The organism is Prevotella veroralis DSM 19559 = JCM 6290, from assembly GCF_000377625.1.
GTDB classification, from domain to species: Bacteria; Bacteroidota; Bacteroidia; order Bacteroidales; family Bacteroidaceae; genus Prevotella; species Prevotella veroralis.
On sequence record NZ_KB898331.1, the window covers coordinates 99917 to 120527 of the forward strand.

The window sequence follows — 20611 nt, forward strand, 5'->3', positions numbered from 1 at the left end:
TAAAGGTATTAGAAGAACCATTTGAGATGAATGAAAAGAATATTATATTAACCGCAAGAGTAGTGAGTATGGTGCTCACACCCTTTTACTTACCCGTAGTAGGCATTCTTGCTATCTTTACCTTCAGCTATCTTAGCATGTTCCCGTGGCAAGCTAAGCTCTCTTATATCCTATTGGTTTATGCCTTTACAGTGCTTTTTCCCACCGTTCTTATCCATCTCTACCGTCAGTATCAGGGGTGGACTCCTATACAATTAGGGCAGAAAGAGAAGCGAGTAGTACCTTATATATTATCCATTGTGTGCTATTTTACGTGCTTCTACATCATGAACTTACTTCATCTACCGCACATGCTGACCTCAATACTCATAGTTGCTCTGGTCATACAGATACTCTGTGCCATCATTAATATATGGTGGAAAATATCGACACACACGGCAGCTATTGGTGGAGTAACAGGTTCTTTGATAGCCTTCTCATTGTTATATAACTTTGATCCAATGTGGTGGCTATGCCTTACACTGATAGTTTCAGGGATGGTTGGAAGCAGTAGGATGATCCTTAGACAACACTCTTTAGAACAAGTGACATCGGGCTTCTTCCTTGGAATCGTCAGTTCATTCCTTACGATTATAAACTTATAAGTAAACGAGATAAGCATTAACTCAACTATAACATGAAGTAGATATGAAGCCATTAGTTAGTATTATCATGGGTTCAACAAGCGACTTACCCGTAATGGAAAAGGCTTGTAAGTGGTTAGAACAGCAAGAGATTCCTTTCGAAGTGAATGCTCTTTCAGCACACAGAACGCCTGATGCCGTTGAAACCTTTGCTAAAGAAGCCAAGGGAAGAGGCGTAAAAGTAATCATCGCAGGTGCTGGTATGGCAGCAGCCTTACCTGGTGTCATTGCCGCATCAACCCCATTACCAGTCATCGGAGTGCCTATCAAGGGTATGCTTGATGGTCTCGATGCGATGTTATCGATAATTCAAATGCCTCCAGGGATACCTGTTGCAACCGTAGGAGTCAATGGTGCACAGAACGCGGCGATACTTGCTGCAGAGATGATAGCGCTTGGTAACGATGCTATTGCACAAAAGATTGATAACTGGAAGGCGTCTTTAGGACAAAAGATAGAGAAGGCTAATAAGGAACTAGCAGCCATTCAGGACTATAAGTATAAGTGCTAAGCAACTTTATTTGCCGTAACTCACCATTCAAAACTCATCCTTCATGATTGTTACAATCGCTTACCAAGCATCGAGAGAGGCGTGAGTTTTGAATGATGGGGTATGAATTAAGAAGATAAAAGACAATGATTGATTTATTTAACTATGCCAGGAGGAAGACCACAGTAGCCCATGTTGGGGCATTGAACATCGGTGGTGAGAATCCAGTTCGTATACAGTCTATGACCACAACATCCACTGATGACACAGAAGGGAGTGTGGCTCAAGCCAAAAGAATCATTGATGCTGGAGGCGAACTCGTGCGCCTTACCACACAAGGAAAGCGTGAGGCAGAGAACTTAAAACATATCAATGCAGAGCTGAGAGCCGCTGGTTACAACACACCTCTGTGTGCAGACGTTCACTTCAATGCGAATGTTGCAGACGTAGCAGCGCTCTATGCAGAGAAAGTACGCATCAATCCGGGTAATTATGTGGACCCAGCTCGAACATTCAAAAAGCTTGAATATACTGACGAAGAGTATGCGCAGGAGTTGAAGAAGATTGAGGATCGACTCGTTCCATTCATCAATATCTGTAAAGAAAACCATACGGCAGTACGCATAGGAGTAAATCATGGTAGCTTATCAGACCGCATTCGCAATCGATATGGCGATACTCCGGAGGGCATAGTGGCAAGTTGTATGGAGTTCCTACACATCTTTCGCAAGCATAACTTCCATGATGTCGTTATCTCTATCAAGTCTTCTAATACCGTAGTAATGGTTCGCTCTGTCCGACTATTAGTTTCCGAGATGGAGAAAGAGGGCATGAATTACCCATTACACTTAGGTGTTACCGAGGCTGGAGAGGGTGAAGACGGTCGTATCAAGAGTGCTGTTGGTATTGGCGCATTGCTTGCTGATGGCATAGGAGACACCATTCGCGTATCGTTAAGTGAGGAACCTGAATGTGAGATACCCGTTGCCAAGTACCTTGCATGGTATCTTCGCCGTCACGAGAAGCATATTCTTATCCCTGGAGAAGCCTATGCTGGTTTCGATTACTTGCGTCCCGAACGTCGTAAGACAGTGGCTGCTGGTAACATAGGAGGCGATAACGTTCCTGTAGTCATTGCTACTCGTCACCCTAAACAAGCCGCTGTTGAGGTTTCATCAGCCGAGTTGCCAAGTCCAGACTATATCTATGTGCAGGGCGAACTACCAGAGAAACAAGAGAAGAAGCAAAGGTATATCCTCGATTATGATGCTTATATGAATCTTGCCAATAGTGGTTGTCAATCGTTGGAGAACGTTTATCCCATCTTTCCTGTTACTGGTATGCCTTTCATCAGTGCAATTAATAAGGATGTGAAGTTCCTTGTTTTGAAGTTTGGAACACCCTCCGAGGAGTTCTTAGCATGCTTAAAAGCTCATCCAGAGGTGGTTGTTATCTGCATGACTAACCATCAGAACCGCCTTGGAGACCAACGCGCACTGGCTCATCAACTGATGGTTGCAGGCGTGAAGAACCCTCTTATCTTCGCACAAATGTATCAACACTCTACGACGGATGCACCTATACAACCAGCCAATACACCTGCTTCGTTAATAGTTAGCCCCAAAGAGCAATTCCAACTAGAAGCTGCTGCGGACATGGGAGCACTCATGATGGATGGACTCACCGATGGTTTATGGCTCATGAATAATGGAGATTTGGCACAGGAAGATGTTGAACAGACTGCTTTCGCTATCCTTCAGGCAGGCAGATTACGCATGGTTAAAACCGAATACATCTCTTGTCCGGGCTGCGGACGTACCCTCTACGACCTCAGAACCACCATTGCTCGCATCAAAGAAGCCACTAAAGGCATGAAAGGACTTAAAGTAGGTATCATGGGATGTATCGTTAATGGACCTGGAGAAATGGCTGATGCGGACTACGGATACGTTGGTGCTGGACCGAAGAAGGTGAGCCTCTATCGTAAACAAGTGTGCATTGAACATAACATACCAGAGGAGGAAGCAGTAGAGCATCTGCTTGCTTTGATAAGAGCTGATCAAGCAGAAAAGAACAAGTAATAGATATCCCATCATCAAGAGAAGTCCCTTTCGAGGGGCTTTTTGTAATGAATTCATCATGTATAAGGCACTTATATAGAGCAAATTAGGCGTATCTGTTAAAAAAAGTAATAATGTTGATAAAGTAAAAAGGTAGTATATTAATCGCTTGTATCTTTCCTTTTTATCACCTATCTTTGCACCATGAAGGTACTAAAGAGGTTTAAGCTACAACCCCTGAGACGCTATAATCTATCCATATTAGGCGCACAGGTAGGCGTATATGCTGCTCTTGTCTCTATCTGGACACTGGTCACCATGCTCATAGAACATGATATCAACACCATTCAAGAGTCAATTCGCATCAACGCTTTAGTACTCTTCTTGCTCTTAATTGTCTTCATGGTCAACTTCTATCTACTTGTTCCTTACTTCTTCGAAGCAAAAGATAGGATTAAACAATGGACCTTTTGGATTATCAATTTAGTGTTTATTATCCTCTGGGATAAGCAGTTTTTCAACATATATAACGCCACCTTGCCATCCGATACCACCCGAATTGGATTCTATCAGTTCGGTGTTCTATGGATGATACTCAACTATGCTATGGTCGTAGCAGCCATCTTTGTGCGGTATTATATCCGTCACAACGCATTGAAAAGACAGCTAAGAGAACAGAAACAGAAGATGACAGAGGCAGAGTTAGCCTGGTTGAAGAACCAACTAAACCCTCATTTCCTCTTCAATACACTGAACAATATAGCGTCACTAACGCAGACCAGCCCTGCAAATGCACAACGGGCAATAGGTCAACTATCAGAGTTATTGCGCTACACATTGTATGCCACGCAGCCAAAAGAGGTGAGTTTGATGGGCGAGATAGCCTTTATTAAGAACTACATCAACCTCATGCGCCTTCGTTCGGGGGCTAATGTGGAGATAACCAGCCAGTTCACAATTCAGAACTCACAGCTATTAATAGCCCCACTGTTATTCCTTACGCCCGTTGAGAACGCTTTTAAACATGGTATCAGTGCCACCAATCCATCGTTCATACACATCTCTATCATTGAAGAAGACGGTAACATCATCTTCTTATCAGAGAATAGTAACTACCCAAAGAACGCCACTGACAAGAGTGGGAAAGGCATTGGACTGGAGAATATGTACCGCCGGTTAGAGTTAATATACCCTCGCCACTATCGCATCCATCAAGTCATTGACCGCAACATATACCGCACAAAGATTACTATCACACCTTTCGAGCATTAAAGAATGATGATGATTCAAGTGCAAAAACAATATGGAACTATAAAACAAAACATGAGATTATACAATAGGGAAGATGCCATACAACACATGAACAGATTGGCGAAGGAGAATAAAGACTTTGTCTTCATCATCAATTATGAGGCTAATGGGGCTTACGTAGCCGAGACTTCCGATATAGATCCTACGGAGTTATTATATTCCTTTCCCTCTTTTGATAACGTTCCAAGCGACGAATCCTGTAATAACGAGGAGGTGGAATGGCAAATCCAACCACTCACAAGAGACGAATATGAGCCTCGCATCAATCTCATTAAGCATTACGAGCAACAAGGAGACAGCTATTTAGCCAATCTCACATGCAAGATCCCCATTCAAACAAACCTCTCTTTGCATGACATCTTCCTACGTTCAAAGGCGTTATACCGCTGTTGGATGAAAGGAAAGTTCGTCTGTTTCTCCCCCGAGATATTTGTTCGTATCAATGAGAAGGGCGTTATTTCTTCTTATCCGATGAAGGGAACAATCGCTGCCACAGTCCCCCACGCATCTAAAACCCTGTTAGACAACAAGAAAGAAGCGGCAGAACACGCTACTATCGTTGACCTCATCCGCAACGATTTGAGCATGATTGCAAGTAAAGTAAGCGTCTCTCGCTATCGATACATCGACCGTTTGGCGACAAATAAAGGACAAATATTGCAGACAAGTTCGGAGATTACAGGGCAACTCGCTACTAATTACAGAGAAGAAATTGGTAGTTTGCTCTTCCGCCTACTGCCCGCTGGGTCAATAACAGGTGCTCCAAAACGTCGAACCATGGAGATTATTCATGAGGCGGAAGGCTATGAAAGGGACTTCTATACGGGTGTTATGGGTTGTTACAGTAATGGTGCTCTGGATAGCGCAGTGATGATTCGCTTCATAGATGAGGATGAGCAAGGACATTACTACTATAAGGCTGGGGGCGGTATAACGGCTCAGAGCAATAATAATGACGAATACAACGAGGTAATAGAAAAGGTTTATGTGCCAATATATTGAGTCTTTAAGGGTCGTGGATGGGCACATCTGCAACCTTGCATACCATCAGCAGCGAATGAACAAAACACGATTAGAAGTGTTCGGACAGCCTACTCCCCTACTCCTTAACGATATTCTAAAGAACGTAAAGGCTCCTTCTGGGCTTGTTAAGCTACGTTTTATTTATGATGAGACAGGTATTCATGACATGAGCTGTACGCCTTACAAACGCAAAGAAATACACTCCTTACGTCTTGTTACAGCCAACAACATTGATTACAGATACAAGAGTGTGGATCGGTCTGCCCTTAATCAACTCAAAGAAAAGCAAGGCAAGTGTGACGAAATATTGATTATTCGCAATAACCACATCACTGATACCTCTTATACAAACGTGGCTCTCTATGATGGCAAACAATGGTTTACACCCTCTACCCCACTCCTTCAAGGTACAATGAGGCAGAGTTTGCTGGATAAAGGACTACTACAAGAGCGTGAACTCCTCGTCTCCGACCTCCCTAACTACAAGCAGATTAGCCTCTTCAATGCTATGATGGAACTCGGAGAAGTGGTCTTACCAGTGAACAAGATTATAGGTTAGGACGTTAGGGATATAGGCTCTTCTCCATATAAGAAGAGCCTCCCCTATCCTACAGCACACCAACTATTAAATCATTAGAAACACTTGTCTGTTCACAAAGAAACTCTGTTTTAAACAAATTATTAGATTAAAAATTAATTATTATTAATCTATTTATAATGTATTATTAATCTCTTCTTTAATTATCAAAGAGCTTATTGATGATATAAATAAGCCTTGATGCTATCATTAAAAGGCTTTTCCTTTTCTATACAAGTCCATTAGCTGCAATGCTATATGGCATTTTTAAGAGAAGAGACAGAGCCTGTATTGCAGAAAGAAAGATAATTGCAGCAGACTTAAAAACATACAAATAAAACAGAGCAAAAAGTTAAGAAGGAAAGAGGAAACCATGAGTTAGAAAGCAGCAAAAGCCCCAGAATACAAAAATCTTATGTTTTTTTGGTATTGCAATACAAATATCTTATAAGAATTTTGTACTCCACTACAAAATAGCTATATTTGTCCTTGTATGCAACAAGAGCATATTTACGAATCAGGCATATAGTTTCGTACAATCGTAACATCTGATAATATAGATAGTTTCATCCTATGAGAATACCGCAGAAGAGGATACATTACCACTTTATTGATTATCTTTATTATGTCGGAGAACATAAATACACAGGGCGAATGGATGGTCCATTTATGATTTGCCTGCCTCTTTTTATACCCTTGATGATTTTATTCTTCAAGCTAAACATATACGTAATAAGCCCCAAATGGGACTTTTGTATAGCTTTTCTGATTGTCTTTCTAACTGCTAACTATATCATCTCTAAACTATACGAACGTAATAACAGGAGGGAACGAGTACTCAAACACTTTAAGAAAACACTATGGGGAAATGATGCTGTGATGGCTGCCTTTATATTAATGTGGTTTCTTACAAATATAAGCCTACCCCTTTTTTTCATCAAACTATAACACATAAAAAAGCCAATACACGTGAGTTTATGCAAGACCAGTATGTATTGGCTTATATTATAAGTGCTTATTACGAATCTATCCGTTCAGTATCTTCTTAATATCGTTGAGCTTATTAAGGGCTTCAACAGGCGTTAAGTTATTGACATCAAGCCCAAGAATCTCATCACGAATCTGCGTAAGTACAGGGTCATCAAGCTGGAAGAAAGAGAGTTGAACGCCCTCCCTACTCTTCTCCAAATGCTCGACAGCAGACTTACCAACACTTCCCACTTGTGAATTATCAGCCTCTAACTCCTTTAGAATAACGTTTGCCCGCTTTACTATTGAGCGTGGCATACCAGCGATTTCAGCAACATGAATACCGAAAGAGTGCTCACTTCCGCCTCGTGTTAACTTACGAAGAAAGATGATCTTACCGTCTACCTCCTTCACAGAAACATTATAGTTTTTGATGCGAGAGAAGCTCTTCTCCATCTCATTCAATTCATGGTAATGGGTCGCAAAGAGCGTTCGCGCCTGTGCTTTAGGATGCTCATGTAGATACTCAACTATCGCCCATGCAATGCTTATTCCATCGTATGTACTGGTGCCACGTCCCAACTCGTCAAAGAGAACTAACGAACGCGGCGTGACATTGTTGAGGATATTTGCGGCCTCAGTCATCTCTACCATAAAGGTTGACTCACCCAATGAGATATTGTCGGAAGCCCCCACACGTGTGAAGATCTTATCTACTATACCAATACGCGCACGCTCCGCAGGAACAAAACAACCTATTTGTGCCAAGAGAACTATCAGTGCTGTTTGACGCAAAAGGGCTGATTTACCAGCCATATTAGGACCTGTTATCATCATAATCTGCTGATGTTCGGTATCTAACTTAACGTCATTAGGAACGTACTGTTCACCTATTGGCAACTGAGTCTCTATAACAGGATGACGCCCTTGGTGTATGTCCAGTACATCAGACTCATCCACTGTCGGGCGCACATAATGCTGTTGTAAGGCTATCTTCATAAATGATAACAAGCAGTCGAGATGTGCCACAAGGTTGGCATTAACCTGTATCTGTGGGATAAAAGGTTGCATGTCTTGAATCAACTCCATAAAGAGTTGCCCCTCACGAGCCAATATCTTCTCATCAGCACCAAGTATCTTCTCTTCATACTCCTTAAGTTCTGGCGTGATATAACGCTCTGCCTGTGCCAGTGTTTGCTTACGGATCCAATCCTTAGGAACCTTATTTTTAAAGGTATTACGCACCTCTAAGTAATAACCAAACACATTATTGAACCCCACCTTAAGCGAGGTTATACCCGTCTGTGCGATCTCTTTCTCTTGTATCTCAAGTAGATACTGCTTTCCATTATCACGAATTGAACGTAAATCATCCAATTCCTTATCATATCCAGATGCTATCACATCCCCTTTAGCGACCAGTTGTGGTGGGTCAACATTGATTTCTTTCTCTATACGATCACGTAGGCTCGCACAGAGATTCAACTGCTCTCCTATCCTATTCAGCGACTTATTATTCGTAGAAAGGCATTCTGCTTTCACTAGTTCGATAGCTTTTAAAGCATTCTTCAGCTGTACCACCTCACGTGGAGATACCCTTCCAACAGCTACCTTAGATATGATTCGTTCTAAGTCACCCATCTGGTGGAACTGTTCATCAATGTTGTTACGGAAATCGGAGGCTCGGAAGAAATGATCAACGATGTCTAATCGTTCGTTGATAACCGCTACATCTTTCAAAGGAAAGACCACCCAACGCCGAAGCATACGCCCACCCATAGGGGTGATGGTATTGTCGATGACATTAAGAAGAGACGCTCCACCCTCATTCATAGGGGCTATCAGCTCCAGAGAACGAACCGTAAAGCGATCCATTCGCACGTATTTATCCTCTTCAATACGCGTTAATGAGGTGATATGATTTATCTGTGTATGTTGCGTAAGGTCAAGGTATTGCAGGATAGCACCTGCTGCTATCACACCATTAGACAAGTGTTCAACACCGAAACCCTTAAGGTTTTTAGTGCCAAAGTGCTTTAGTAACTTTTGACGAGCAGTCTGATCGGTGAAGACCCAATCGTCCATCTCAAACGTACATAAGCGTGTTCCAAAGTAACGTTCGAAGTCTCTTCGCTTCGAACGATCGAATAATACCTCCTTAGGTTGGAAACTTCCAAACAGCTTCTCGACGTAATCAAAGGTTCCTTCGCCCGTTAGGAACTCACCAGTTGATATATCCAAGAAACTGACACCACATGCACTTTTACCAAAGTGAATGGCAGCCAAGAAGTTATTCTCCTTATAGTTCAACACGTTATCACTAAGGGCTACACCTGGAGTAACCAACTCTGTGATACCACGTTTCACCATCTTATCCATTGCGGATAAGCCTTTTTTACCCTTAATAGCCTCTCGCTTCTTCTTAGGATCTTCTAATTGGTCGCAAATAGCAACTCTTTTACCAGCTCGGATGAGCTTAGGTAGATAGGTATCAAGGGCATGATGAGGGAAACCAGCCATCTCTATAGAACCGCTAAGTCCCCCATTATTACGACGAGTAAGGGTTATACCAAGTACACGAGCTGACTCCACTGCATCTTCACCATAGGTTTCATAGAAGTCACCACACCTAAAGAGTAACATTGCATCAGGGTGTTGTGCCTTCATCGAGAAGAACTGCTTCATCATTGGGGTTAGTCCCTTGTCATCTTTTACCATAGCTATTTACGTCTTTTTTAGTCTTTTCTTATATCCTTTTAAAGTTTACAAAAGTACAAAAAAGACTATGAAAGCCCAAATAAATAAACCATTAACCATACTTGTTAATGGTAAGAAGTCTTCTAAAGTAGACCTTAGAACAACATAAAAGACTAAGATTTACCTCGCAAAAAACATTATAATGCAACGCCAACAGCCTTTGCCAAGGTTTCTTTTATATATGCATTAATGGTCATACCAGCTTGTTGTGCCAATAGTGCAATATGACTATGAATCTCTGGAGTAAGGCGTACATTGAGGTTTCCACTATATGACTTATGAGGCTGTATACCTGCTGCTGCACAACTATTAAGATAGTCGTCTACTGCACCTTCAAAATCCTTACGAAGATCATTCACGTTTTCACCTTCGTATGTAATGGCATCCTTGCACATACCTAACACCTTTCCATAAAGGCAATTATCCTCTTCACTATAATCAACACTGCCTATGTAACCTTTATAAGTCATTGTTCCCATGTTGTATCCTCCCTACTTTATATAATTATTAACCTTTAGGAATATCATTACTTGCTTCATCACGTACCCTTTAATAATATTAGTTGGATGCGGTTTGTGCATAATGTAACGATTACCATCACTCTCATTTACAAAGATAACACGTGATCCCGATGTGGAACCTTTATGTTCTAAATGGAAACCAAACTGCTTGAATAACATTTCCATCTCACCAAAAGAGAAGTCTTTTGGGAGTTCATTGAAACGTTTAAGTAGCTTATCTTTCTTATTCATAATAGTCTTCTCGTGTACAAAAGTAACTATTATTAGTTACAAACACAAATTATTATGGTTGTTTTTAATGGTTTATTATAACAAAGAATAACATGACATTCATTCCAAGACTTCTATAACAATAACTGAAAAAAGCATTTTACAGAAGATAGAGTGGGGTAGGGTGGTTTATAAACAGAAAACCTTTCCCATAAACAAGGAAAGGTTTTCAATATATCGTTACTTCTTTTTATAAAGTATCGGATTCGTTGAAGGATCGTTGTACATCTTCATCTGCCTGTAAACCTTCATATATTTTCGTCCATGCTGAATATCATCAAGCAACTGATCAATAGCCAAACTAAGGTCTTTCTGTTGCTCACAAAGGATATTCAACTTCGACTTACACTTCTCTATATGCTCCTCTGATGCATCTTTACGCTCGGTCTGCTCCTTCATGTGATATATCTTTAATGCAAGGATAGAGAGGCGATCTACTGCCCACGCAGGACTCTCAGTGTTAATAGTAGCATTCGGTAAAGGCGTTACATCAGAGTAGAGTTGACGGAAATAAGAGTCTATCTGTTCTACAAGATCTGTACGATCTTGATTTGAACGGTCTATTCTGTGCTTAAGACTCATACCATCTTCTGGACTGAGATGTGGGTCACGGATAAGATCTTCGAAATGCCATTGAACGGTATCAATCCAGCATTTCAAATAGAGACGATTCTCTATCGACTCCCTGTCATAAGGGTTATTAATCGGGGTATCAACGTTATCTGTGACATGATAATCACGAATAGCTTGATTAAAGATCTCGTTACACTGTTCTGTAAATGACATTCGGGTATTACTTTTTAATTATTGTGCAAATATAAACCAAAATACTTAAAGCACAAAATAAAACAGATGTTTTTAATGCCTATAGGATTTAAAGAAAGGAAAGAAAGATATAAAAGCAATAACAAGAATGTTTTCCGTACAATGCAAAAGATTATTTTCTTATGAGCTACTAGTGTGCGGAAAAAGATAGGGTAGGGATGTATAAGAAAACAGAAGAGCCTTACTTACCCATAACAAAAGGCTCTTCTTCCTGTAACGAGAGCCTCCCTTGAATGCGAAAAGGGCGTCTTTTCATTTTGAGAAATAAGTAGGTACAGGGGGCAATACTACTGGATAAGAGTATAACAAAAAGGATAAACGGAAAGACATAATAACAATATTACTAAGAGATATTTTCATTTTCCTGTCACTCCTGTCATACTTTCATTAGTTATAACTTATTGCTATATAAATAATTAGCCGAAATGTTAAAACTGACAGCAACTGAAATATAAAAATAATTTGGGTTTTGTAGTAAACCAATGAGGCTTTTGAAAACTATGGAAAACATAAGGCATTTAACTTATTTCATACTAACTCCATTGCAACCATAAGTAATTTAAAGTGAAGAACTATCTCCTCTTAATAAGACATCATTATAAATCCAGCACATAATTTATATCAAAGAAAGGCTAAAACTAACTTACCTTATATTATAAGTAACATTTGAATGAAGTGAGATAATCGTTTGAAGAGACGCAAGATAAAGTGATAAATCATAGAAAAACATGCACAAACTATAGGGTGTTGTGCATGTTTGAGTGCTTTTTTACGTCAAAAACTTGCATACATGGAAAATTTATATTTCCTTTGCAGGCGCATTTTAGAATTTAGAAATCAATATTAAACAATTTAAAACTTACAGTTATGTCAGAAATTGAATCAAAAGTAAAGGCTATTATCGTAGATAAACTTGGTGTTGACGAGGCAGAGGTTAAGCCAGAGGCAAGCTTCACAAACGATCTTGGTGCAGACTCTTTGGACACTGTAGAGCTCATCATGGAATTTGAGAAAGAGTTTGGTATCTCTATTCCAGACGATAAGGCTGAGAAGATTGCTACTGTTGGCGATGCAATCGCTTACATTGAGGAAAACGCTAAGTAAGTTTAGCCTATATGTAAAAAGCACCAGGCAAAGCACTTTGTTTTGCTTGGCTTTTTTTTAGGTTACTTGTTTTAACTTATATTTCAACGCATGGAATTAAAGAGAGTAGTTGTAACAGGTCTTGGTGCCGTTACTCCTTTAGGCAATACTCCAGAGGAGACTTGGCAGAATATGCTGGCAGGTAAGAGTGGTGCTGCACCTATTACATATTTCGATACAACGCAGTTCAAGACACAATTTGCATGTGAGGTTAAGAACCTAAACGTCAATGAATACATTGATCGTAAGGAGGCTCGCAAACTTGATCGTTACACTCAATTAGCAATTATCAGTGCTATGCAAGGTGTTAAGGACGCTGCTATCGACTTGGAGAAAGTTGATAAAAACCGCGTTGGCGTTATCTATGGTGTAGGTATTGGTGGTATCAAAACTTTCGAAGATGAGGTTACTTACTATGCACAACATCTAGAGAATGGTCCTAAGTTCAACCCATTCTTCATTCCAAAGATGATCGCTGATATTGCGGCAGGACAGATTTCAATCCACTTCGGATTCCATGGTCCTAACTACACAACAACATCTGCATGTGCTTCATCTACTAATGCATTAGCATCAGCATTTAATCAGATTCGTTTAGGAAAGGCTGACATCATTGTTAGTGGTGGTGCAGAAGCTGCCATCTGTGCTTGTGGTGTAGGTGGTTTCAATGCTATGCACGCACTTTCAACACGCAATGATGACCCAGAACATGCATCTCGTCCATTCTCAGCAAGCCGTGATGGCTTCGTAATGGGAGAGGGTGCTGGCTGCTTGATACTCGAAGAATTAGAGCATGCAAAGGCTCGTGGTGCTAAGATCTATGCAGAGATGGTTGGTGAAGGTGAATCTGCTGATGCTCATCATATCACTGCATCTCACCCAGAGGGACTTGGTGCTAAACTCGTCATGAAGGCAGCTTTAAATGATGCGCACTTGAATCCAGAGGATATAGACTATATCAACGTACATGGTACTTCTACTCATGTTGGTGATATCTCAGAAGCTAAAGCCATCAAGGAGTTGTTTGGTGAAGCTGCTTACAAGCTCAACATCTCTTCTACAAAGAGTATGACAGGTCACTTACTCGGTGCCGCTGGTGCTGTAGAAGCCATGGCTTGCGTATTGTCTGTGCAAAATGATATAGTTCCTCCAACTATCAATCACGAAGAAAATGATAATGATCCAGAGCTGGATTACAACTTAAATTTCACGTTCAACAAAGCTCAGAAACGTGAAGTTCGTGCTGCACTCAGCAACACCTTCGGCTTTGGTGGTCACAACGCTTGTGTCATATTCAAGAAATATGCTGAATAATATAGTTGATAGAATAAAGCTCCCTTTCCGCAAGGAGAAGGAGCTTTATTTGTCTTTGTACCATATCATTGGCTTTATTCCCCACAATATCGATTATTACAAGACTGCTCTTTTGCACAAGAGTATAGCACGTCGTAATGCAAAGGGAAAGCCTGTAAACAATGAACGACTCGAGTTTCTCGGCGATGCAATACTTGATGCTATTGTTGGCGACATTGTTTACGAGCATTTCCCATATAAGCGTGAAGGCTTCCTTACCAATACACGCTCCAAGATAGTACAACGTGATACACTCAACAGATTGGCTAAAGAGATGGGAATCAATCAATTGATTCTCTCTAATGGGCACTCTTCTTCTCACAATAGTTATATGGGAGGAAATGCATTTGAAGCACTTGTTGGGGCACTTTATCTTGATCATGGCTACAATGCTTGTATGGAGTTTATGAGAAAGCAGATTCTTGGTGAACTCATTAATATAGATAAGGTGGCATATAAAGAAGTGAACTTTAAGTCAAAGCTCATCGAATGGAGCCAGAAGAATAAGGTCAATATGGAGTTCCGACTCATCGAACATGAGAAGGACAAACAAGGCAGTCCTACTTTCCACTTCCAAGTCTTTATGGAAGAGATTGCATGTGGTGAGGGACGTGGATACTCAAAGAAAGAAGGACAACAAGAGGCTGCTAAACTCACTCTTCAGCGTCTTCGTCGTGAACCACAGTTCATTGAAGAGATCTTTTCAGCTAAGGCTAACCGCACAAAGATGGAGGAAGAACCAGTCTTAAATGTACCTGAAACATCGCAAGACATGAGTTTTATCGTAAGCTCAGATACAGAAAAAGAAAAGCAGGAAACACCTTTCTATACAGAAGTATTCGATGAGAAAACATCTGCCGCAGACAATAAGAAGACAAAAGAAAATGCTTTTTTCCAACAGGAAGAAGAAGATTCTAAGGCTGATGAATTCGATCTCTCGGGTATCTCTCATTCACAAAAGATGGACAAAGAGAGTATTATTGCGGCAGCTGAATCACAAGCTTTCGAAAAGTAAAGATCATACCTTAATAAAAGAAAAGACGATGATGATTGACTATCATCGTCTTTTCTTTTATCTTAAAATACCAGCTCTAACACCATTACTAACCTATCAATTACTACCTATTTGCTAGTCTCGAATTAATTATGTACTTTTGCATCAAAGATATAAACGTTTATTAGAACATGGCATTAAAATGTGGTATAGTAGGACTACCAAACGTTGGTAAGTCTACTCTTTTCAACTGTCTAAGCAGTGCCAAAGCACAGGCAGCTAACTTCCCGTTCTGTACTATCGAACCGAATCTCGGTGTAATTAGCGTTCCAGACGAACGCCTCAATAAGTTAGCAGAGATTGTTCACCCAGGAAGAATCGTTCCTGCTACCTGCGAGATTGTTGATATTGCAGGGCTTGTAAAGGGAGCTTCTAAGGGTGAAGGACTCGGTAATAAGTTCCTTGGTAACATCCGTGAATGTGACGCCATCATACATGTTATTCGTTGCTTTGAGGATGATAACGTTGTAAGAGAAGGTGGTATGGCTGTTAATCCAATAGAAGATAAAGAAATTATTGATACTGAGTTGCAGTTAAAAGACCTTGAAACGATAGAGTCACAACTCGCAAAACAACAGAAGATTGCAGCTACTGGTAATAAAGATGCTAAGATCCTTGTATCTGTACTAGAAGCTTATAAGGAGGTACTAGAGCAAGGTAAGAATGCACGTAGCGTTGAGTTCGAAAGCAAAGAAGAACAACAAGCAGCACACGATCTCTTCCTTTTAACCACTAAGCCAGTTCTTTATGTTTGCAATGTAGACGAGTCTAGCGCAAAGACAGGCAATGAATACAGCAAACAGATTGAGAAGATTGCTGCTGAAGAAGGAGCTGAAGCAATGGTTATAGCTGCTAAGACAGAAGAAGACATCGCTTCTCTCGATAGTTATGAGGATAAGCAAATGTTCCTCGAAGAGCTTGGTTTGGAAGAGAGTGGTGTGAACCGTCTTATCAATAAGGCTTATCATCTCCTCAACTTACAGACTTTCATCACTGCAGGTGAGATGGAGGTGAAGGCATGGACATTCCATAAAGGATGGAAAGCACCACAATGTGCAGGTGTTATTCACACCGACTTTGAAAAGGGATTTATACGTGCTGAGGTCATCAAATACGAAGATTACATTAAATATGGCTCTGAGGCAGCTATCAGAGAAGCAGGTAAACTAGGCATAGAAGGTAAGGAGTATGTTGTACAAGATGGTGATATCATGCACTTCCGATTCAATGTATAAGCAATAACTCACATCACTATGAATACGTTACTTTATATTGCTTGGAGACCAGACGAGTATCTCATACATATTGGTTCTGCAGGTATTCGATGGTATGGAATGTGTTGGTTAGTGGGTTTAGCACTCGGCTTCTTCATGATGAAGTGGCTCTATAAACGCCATAATTACCCTGATGAGAAGTTTGAACCACTCTTCCTTTACATGTTCATAAGCATTCTTGCAGGTGCAAGATTGGGTCATTGCCTCTTTTATGAGCCCGAATACTTCCTTACTTCATGGGATCATGTCATCGAAATGATCGTCCCTATCAAGCATTTAGCTAATGGTTCATGGACTTTCTCAGGCTATCAAGGACTCGCATCACATGGTGGTGTCATTGGAATGCTCATTGGTTTATCCCTTTACATACATCGTATGAAGATGCCAACATGGGTTGTTCTTGACTTCTTTGGGATTGTTTCAGGACTCACAGCGACCTTTATTCGTTTTGGAAACCTTATGAATTCAGAGATAATCGGTAAGGTTACTGATGTGCCATGGGCGTTTATCTTCTATAAAGTTGATACTTATCCACGCCATCCAGGGCAACTCTATGAGGCGATAGCATACATTTGTTTCTTCGCAATCATATACTTTATATATAGACGCCACCCTGAGAAAGTGGGTACAGGACTCTTTTTCGGTCTCTGTTTAACGCTTATCTTCACCTTTAGATTCTTCATTGAATACACCAAGGAGGTGCAAGAAACATTCGAAGCAGGCCTTCCTATTGATATGGGACAGATACTTAGTATTCCGTTCATTATAATAGGTTTAGGAGCTATCAGGCACTCCTTTAAAGCAAAACCAACTAAAGTATAATACTCTAAAGGCTGTTCTAAATATCAATCTATCGTTTAGATACATTATAGATAATATTTGGAACAGTCTTTCTTTATACCCTTCTTTCTTACTATAAACACTCATCTTTATTATTCAAAACACCCGAATAGGGTAGAAGAGAGCATTTCTTAATATAAAAAATAATCTATTTTTATATTGCCTTTCATCTGTTTAAATTCTATTTTTAGTCTATTTTCCTAAATAAGAAAAGCCTTTCTCTAATTTAAAGAGCTGTTTTCTCTATCATACATAGGCTTTTAAAAGGATAAAAGAGCTACTTTCTCAATTTATAACGGATAATTACATCTTCAATTAGAAACGTTTTGAGACAATAGAGATAAGACTTATAATTACTGAAAAATACTATTTCCAACACATCAGAAAATAGATTAATTCGATAATTATTAAAACTTTATAAGGATTAAAAAATATCCATTTTAGACAACAATCTATCGTTATTTTTTGGTAACTTTGCCAATAATAAAGATACAAATAATACGTAACTATTTGATAAATAATTGTTTATCAAAGGCATAATAGTTATTTATTCGATTAGAAGTAGATTAAAATAGAAAACTTATAAATAGATTCAATGGATATAATAAAGCGTAATGGCGAATCGGAAAGATATAATAATAACAAGATAGCGATAGCCATTAAGAAGAGTTTTATCAGCACTGGTAAGACCATAAAGGACGAAGAGATAGCCGCAATGGTGGCTGAGGTTGAGCAGATTATCATTGATAATCCAGACCAAAGAACCGTTGAAGAGATTCAAAATCAGGTGGAGAAGCATCTCATGATGCACGGTCATTATGACGAAGCAAAGAACTTCATCCTCTTTAGATACCAACGCAACGAGCAGAGAAAGGCTATCAATGACATAGCTCGAATGGCTGATGATACCGAATTAACCACTGTTCTGCAAGACGTGGCACGTGAGTATCGAGAGCGTGTATATAGTATGATGACTCTTCAAGAGAAGTTTGCTAACCTTTGCAAACCGGGTATGTCGCATAAAGAAGCTATAGACACTCTTATCAAAGCTGCCGTAGAATTGACCACTCCTGAAGCTCCTGCCTGGGAGATGATATCGGCTCGCATCTTATCATATAGGGCTGAACAGAAGATAAAGAAACAGGAAGATGAAATTGGAATAGATGGTTTCTACAATAAGTTGAAATACATGACTTCCGAAGGTCTATATGGTGAATATATCCTACAGAACTATACTGAAGAGGAAATCAATGAAGCGGCTACCTTTATCAAAGAAGAGCGTAACAAACTATTGAACTATTCGGGTTTGGATCTTCTTCTAAAGCGTTATGTTATTAAGAACTATGCGGGAAAAGCTATTGAGAGAGTACAGGAGATGTATCTCGGTATAGCCCTTCATCTTGCCATGCCAGAGCAGAAAGAGAACCGCCTCATGTGGGTTCATCGCATCTATGACATGCTTAGTAAATTAGAAGTTACTATGGCAACTCCAACACTTTCGAACGCTCGCAAGCCTAATCATCAGCTATCCAGTTGCTTCATCGACACCGTTCCTGACAGCCTTGATGGTATTTATCGTAGTTTGGATAACTTCTCACAAGTAAGCAAGTTCGGCGGTGGTATGGGTATGTACTTTGGTAAGGTGCGTGCCACGGGAGGTAATATCAGAGGATTTAAAGGCGTTGCTGGTGGTGTAATTCGTTGGATGAGACTTGTTAACGATACAGCAGTTGCGGTAGATCAGTTGGGTATGCGTCAAGGTGCAGTAGCGGTTTACTTGGATGTATGGCATAAGGACTTACCAGAGTTCTTACAACTTCGCACGAATAACGGAGACGATCGTATGAAGGCACATGACATCTTCCCAGCTGTTTGTTATCCTGACCTTTTCTGGAAGATGGCGGATGAGAACTTGGATCAGAATTGGTATCTTTTCTGTCCAAATGAGATCATGCGCATCAAAGGATATTGTCTTGAAGATTGTTACGGAGAGGAGTGGGAACGCAAGTATCTCGATTGTGTCAACGACCAAAGACTCACGCGTCGTGTGATAAGTATCAAAGATATCATCCGATTGGTTCTACGTTCTGCGGTCGAGACGGGTACTCCATTCACATTCAATCGAGATACAGTTAACCGCGCAAACCCTAATCACCACAAGGGCATGATATACTGTTCTAACCTCTGCACGGAGATTGCGCAGAACATGGCACCTATAGAGACTGTATCGAAGACTATCGAAACGAAGGACGGAGAAACTATTGTTGTCACAACTACCAAACCGGGTGAGTTCGTCGTTTGTAATCTAGCCAGTCTTTCTCTAGGTCGCCTTCCTTTGGAGGATGAAGAACAGATGAGAGAGAAGGTAGCAACGATAGTTCGCGCCTTAGACAATGTGATAAGTCTTAACTTCTATCCCGTTCCTTATGCAGAAATAACTAATCAAAAATATCGCTCAATAGGGCTCGGAATCAGCGGTTATCACCATGCTTTGGCTAAGAGAAGAATAAAGTGGGAGAGTGAAGAACATCTACAATTTATGGACAAAGTGTTCGAAACTATCAACCGTTCGGCGATACTTGCTAGCTCTAATCTAGCCAAAGAAAAGGGCAGTTATCAGTACTTTGAGGGTAGCGACTGGCAAACGGGTCTATACTTTGACAAGCGTGGTTACGATAGTGATGAGTGGAAAGAAGTGCGCAAAACAGTGGCTTTACAGGGTATGCGCAATGCTTATCTATTGGCTGTTGCACCGACCAGTAGCACTAGTATCATTGCAGGAACTACGGCTGGACTAGACCCTATTATGAAGCGATTCTTCTTAGAGGAAAAGAAAGGGAGTATGCTCCCTCGCGTTGCTCCAGAACTATCTGACGAAACTTACTGGATGTATAAGAGTGCATATCTAATCAACCAGAAGTGGAGCATAAAGGCATCTGGTGTTCGCCAGCGTCATATTGACCAGGCGCAGAGTATGAACCTATATATCACCAACGACTTCACCATGCGCCAGGTGCTCGACCTGTACTTATTGGCTTGGAAGAGCGGAGTAAAGACGATTTATTACGTTCGAAGTAAGTCATTAGAGGTGGAGGAATGTGAGAGTTGTGCATCTTAACTTTCCGAAAATAACTTACATTTTATTTGTATCTAACGGATGATTCTTATCATAAAAACAAGCATTTATGTCATAAACAACCATCAGTTGTAACTATCTAATAGCTAACGTGTTATGAAAAGTATAATAGATTGAGAAAAAACGTACCTCCGTTTTCGATAAAACGTACCTCCATTTTTAGCAAAACGTACCTCCGTTTTTGGTAAAATGTACCTCCGTTTTTAATGAAAAGTACGTTCGTTTCATCTGAAAGGTATAATCAATCAATGAAAAAGTATTACATATTTTAGGAATAAGCAAGAGTGAAAAGGAATGAAAGGGAGTGAAGACAAATATATTTATT

General features: G+C 40.3%; 16 protein-coding genes. 12 read left to right on the forward strand and 4 right to left on the reverse strand.

Annotated elements, in window-relative coordinates; genetic code table 11:
• Window positions 1–26 precede the first annotated feature (26 nt).
• From D464_RS0107625 to D464_RS0107650, 6 genes are all read left to right on the forward strand, one after another.
• Window positions 27–644, forward strand: a complete 618-nt coding sequence (locus tag D464_RS0107625) for a phosphatase PAP2 family protein (protein ID WP_024985838.1) — start codon at window positions 27–29, stop codon at window positions 642–644.
• A gap of 43 nt (window positions 645–687) precedes the next feature.
• Complete coding sequence (purE, locus tag D464_RS0107630) at window positions 688–1194, forward strand: 5-(carboxyamino)imidazole ribonucleotide mutase (protein ID WP_004383071.1); 507 nt, start codon at window positions 688–690, stop codon at window positions 1192–1194.
• Window positions 1195–1319: 125 nt separating this feature from the next.
• Complete coding sequence (locus D464_RS0107635; RefSeq protein WP_018910879.1) at window positions 1320–3254, forward strand: 4-hydroxy-3-methylbut-2-en-1-yl diphosphate synthase; 1935 nt, start codon at window positions 1320–1322, stop codon at window positions 3252–3254.
• A gap of 183 nt (window positions 3255–3437) precedes the next feature.
• Window positions 3438–4505, forward strand: coding sequence for a sensor histidine kinase (locus tag D464_RS0107640; RefSeq protein ID WP_018910880.1), 1068 nt, complete (start codon window positions 3438–3440; stop codon window positions 4503–4505).
• A gap of 51 nt (window positions 4506–4556) precedes the next feature.
• Window positions 4557–5546, forward strand: a complete 990-nt coding sequence (locus tag D464_RS0107645) for an aminodeoxychorismate synthase component I (RefSeq protein ID WP_024985839.1) — start codon at window positions 4557–4559, stop codon at window positions 5544–5546.
• The gene (locus D464_RS0107650; protein WP_018910882.1) at window positions 5530–6126 is read left to right on the forward strand and encodes an aminotransferase class IV family protein; all 597 of its coding nucleotides are present in this window, start codon (window positions 5530–5532) and stop codon (window positions 6124–6126) included. Before D464_RS0107645 ends, D464_RS0107650 begins: the two co-directional genes overlap by 17 nt.
• 1044 nt (window positions 6127–7170) lie before the next feature.
• Here D464_RS0107650 and mutS read toward each other — a convergent pair.
• The 4 genes from mutS to D464_RS0107675 form a co-directional block, all read right to left on the reverse strand.
• Window positions 7171–9831: a DNA mismatch repair protein MutS gene (gene mutS, locus D464_RS0107660; RefSeq protein ID WP_018910884.1), complete on the reverse strand. Its 2661-nt coding sequence runs from the start codon at window positions 9829–9831 to the stop codon at window positions 7171–7173.
• A 176-nt stretch (window positions 9832–10007) separates the two neighbouring features.
• Entirely contained in the window at window positions 10008–10349 is a 342-nt protein-coding gene (locus D464_RS0107665) for a type II toxin-antitoxin system HicB family antitoxin (protein ID WP_004383079.1), read from the reverse strand.
• Between the two features lie 12 nt (window positions 10350–10361).
• A complete protein-coding gene (locus D464_RS0107670) occupies window positions 10362–10622 on the reverse strand; it encodes a type II toxin-antitoxin system HicA family toxin (RefSeq protein WP_018910885.1) in 261 nt (86 codons plus the stop codon).
• 219 nt (window positions 10623–10841) lie between these two features.
• The gene (locus tag D464_RS0107675) at window positions 10842–11447 is read right to left on the reverse strand and encodes a DUF4254 domain-containing protein (RefSeq protein ID WP_018910886.1); all 606 of its coding nucleotides are present in this window, start codon (window positions 11445–11447) and stop codon (window positions 10842–10844) included.
• Between the two features lie 906 nt (window positions 11448–12353).
• Here D464_RS0107675 and D464_RS0107685 point away from each other — a divergent pair.
• The 6 genes from D464_RS0107685 to D464_RS0107710 all read left to right on the forward strand — a co-directional run bounded on the left by D464_RS0107685 (window position 12354) and on the right by D464_RS0107710 (window position 20268).
• Window positions 12354–12590, forward strand: coding sequence for an acyl carrier protein (locus D464_RS0107685; protein ID WP_004383083.1), 237 nt, complete (start codon window positions 12354–12356; stop codon window positions 12588–12590).
• A gap of 90 nt (window positions 12591–12680) precedes the next feature.
• Window positions 12681–13943, forward strand: coding sequence for a beta-ketoacyl-ACP synthase II (gene fabF, locus D464_RS0107690; protein ID WP_018910887.1), 1263 nt, complete (start codon window positions 12681–12683; stop codon window positions 13941–13943).
• Window positions 13933–14997, forward strand: coding sequence for a ribonuclease III (gene rnc, locus D464_RS0107695; RefSeq protein ID WP_018910888.1), 1065 nt, complete (start codon window positions 13933–13935; stop codon window positions 14995–14997). The genes fabF and rnc overlap by 11 nt, the downstream gene beginning before the upstream one ends.
• A 170-nt stretch (window positions 14998–15167) precedes the next feature.
• Window positions 15168–16271: a redox-regulated ATPase YchF gene (gene ychF / locus D464_RS0107700; protein ID WP_018910889.1), complete on the forward strand. Its 1104-nt coding sequence runs from the start codon at window positions 15168–15170 to the stop codon at window positions 16269–16271.
• Window positions 16272–16289: 18 nt separating this feature from the next.
• A complete protein-coding gene (gene lgt, locus D464_RS0107705; RefSeq protein WP_018910890.1) occupies window positions 16290–17132 on the forward strand; it encodes a prolipoprotein diacylglyceryl transferase in 843 nt (280 codons plus the stop codon).
• A 613-nt stretch (window positions 17133–17745) separates the two neighbouring features.
• Window positions 17746–20268 (forward strand): ribonucleoside-diphosphate reductase subunit alpha, encoded by a 2523-nt coding sequence (locus D464_RS0107710; RefSeq protein ID WP_018910891.1) that lies wholly within the window; start codon window positions 17746–17748, stop codon window positions 20266–20268.
• Window positions 20269–20611: the final 343 nt, after the last annotated feature.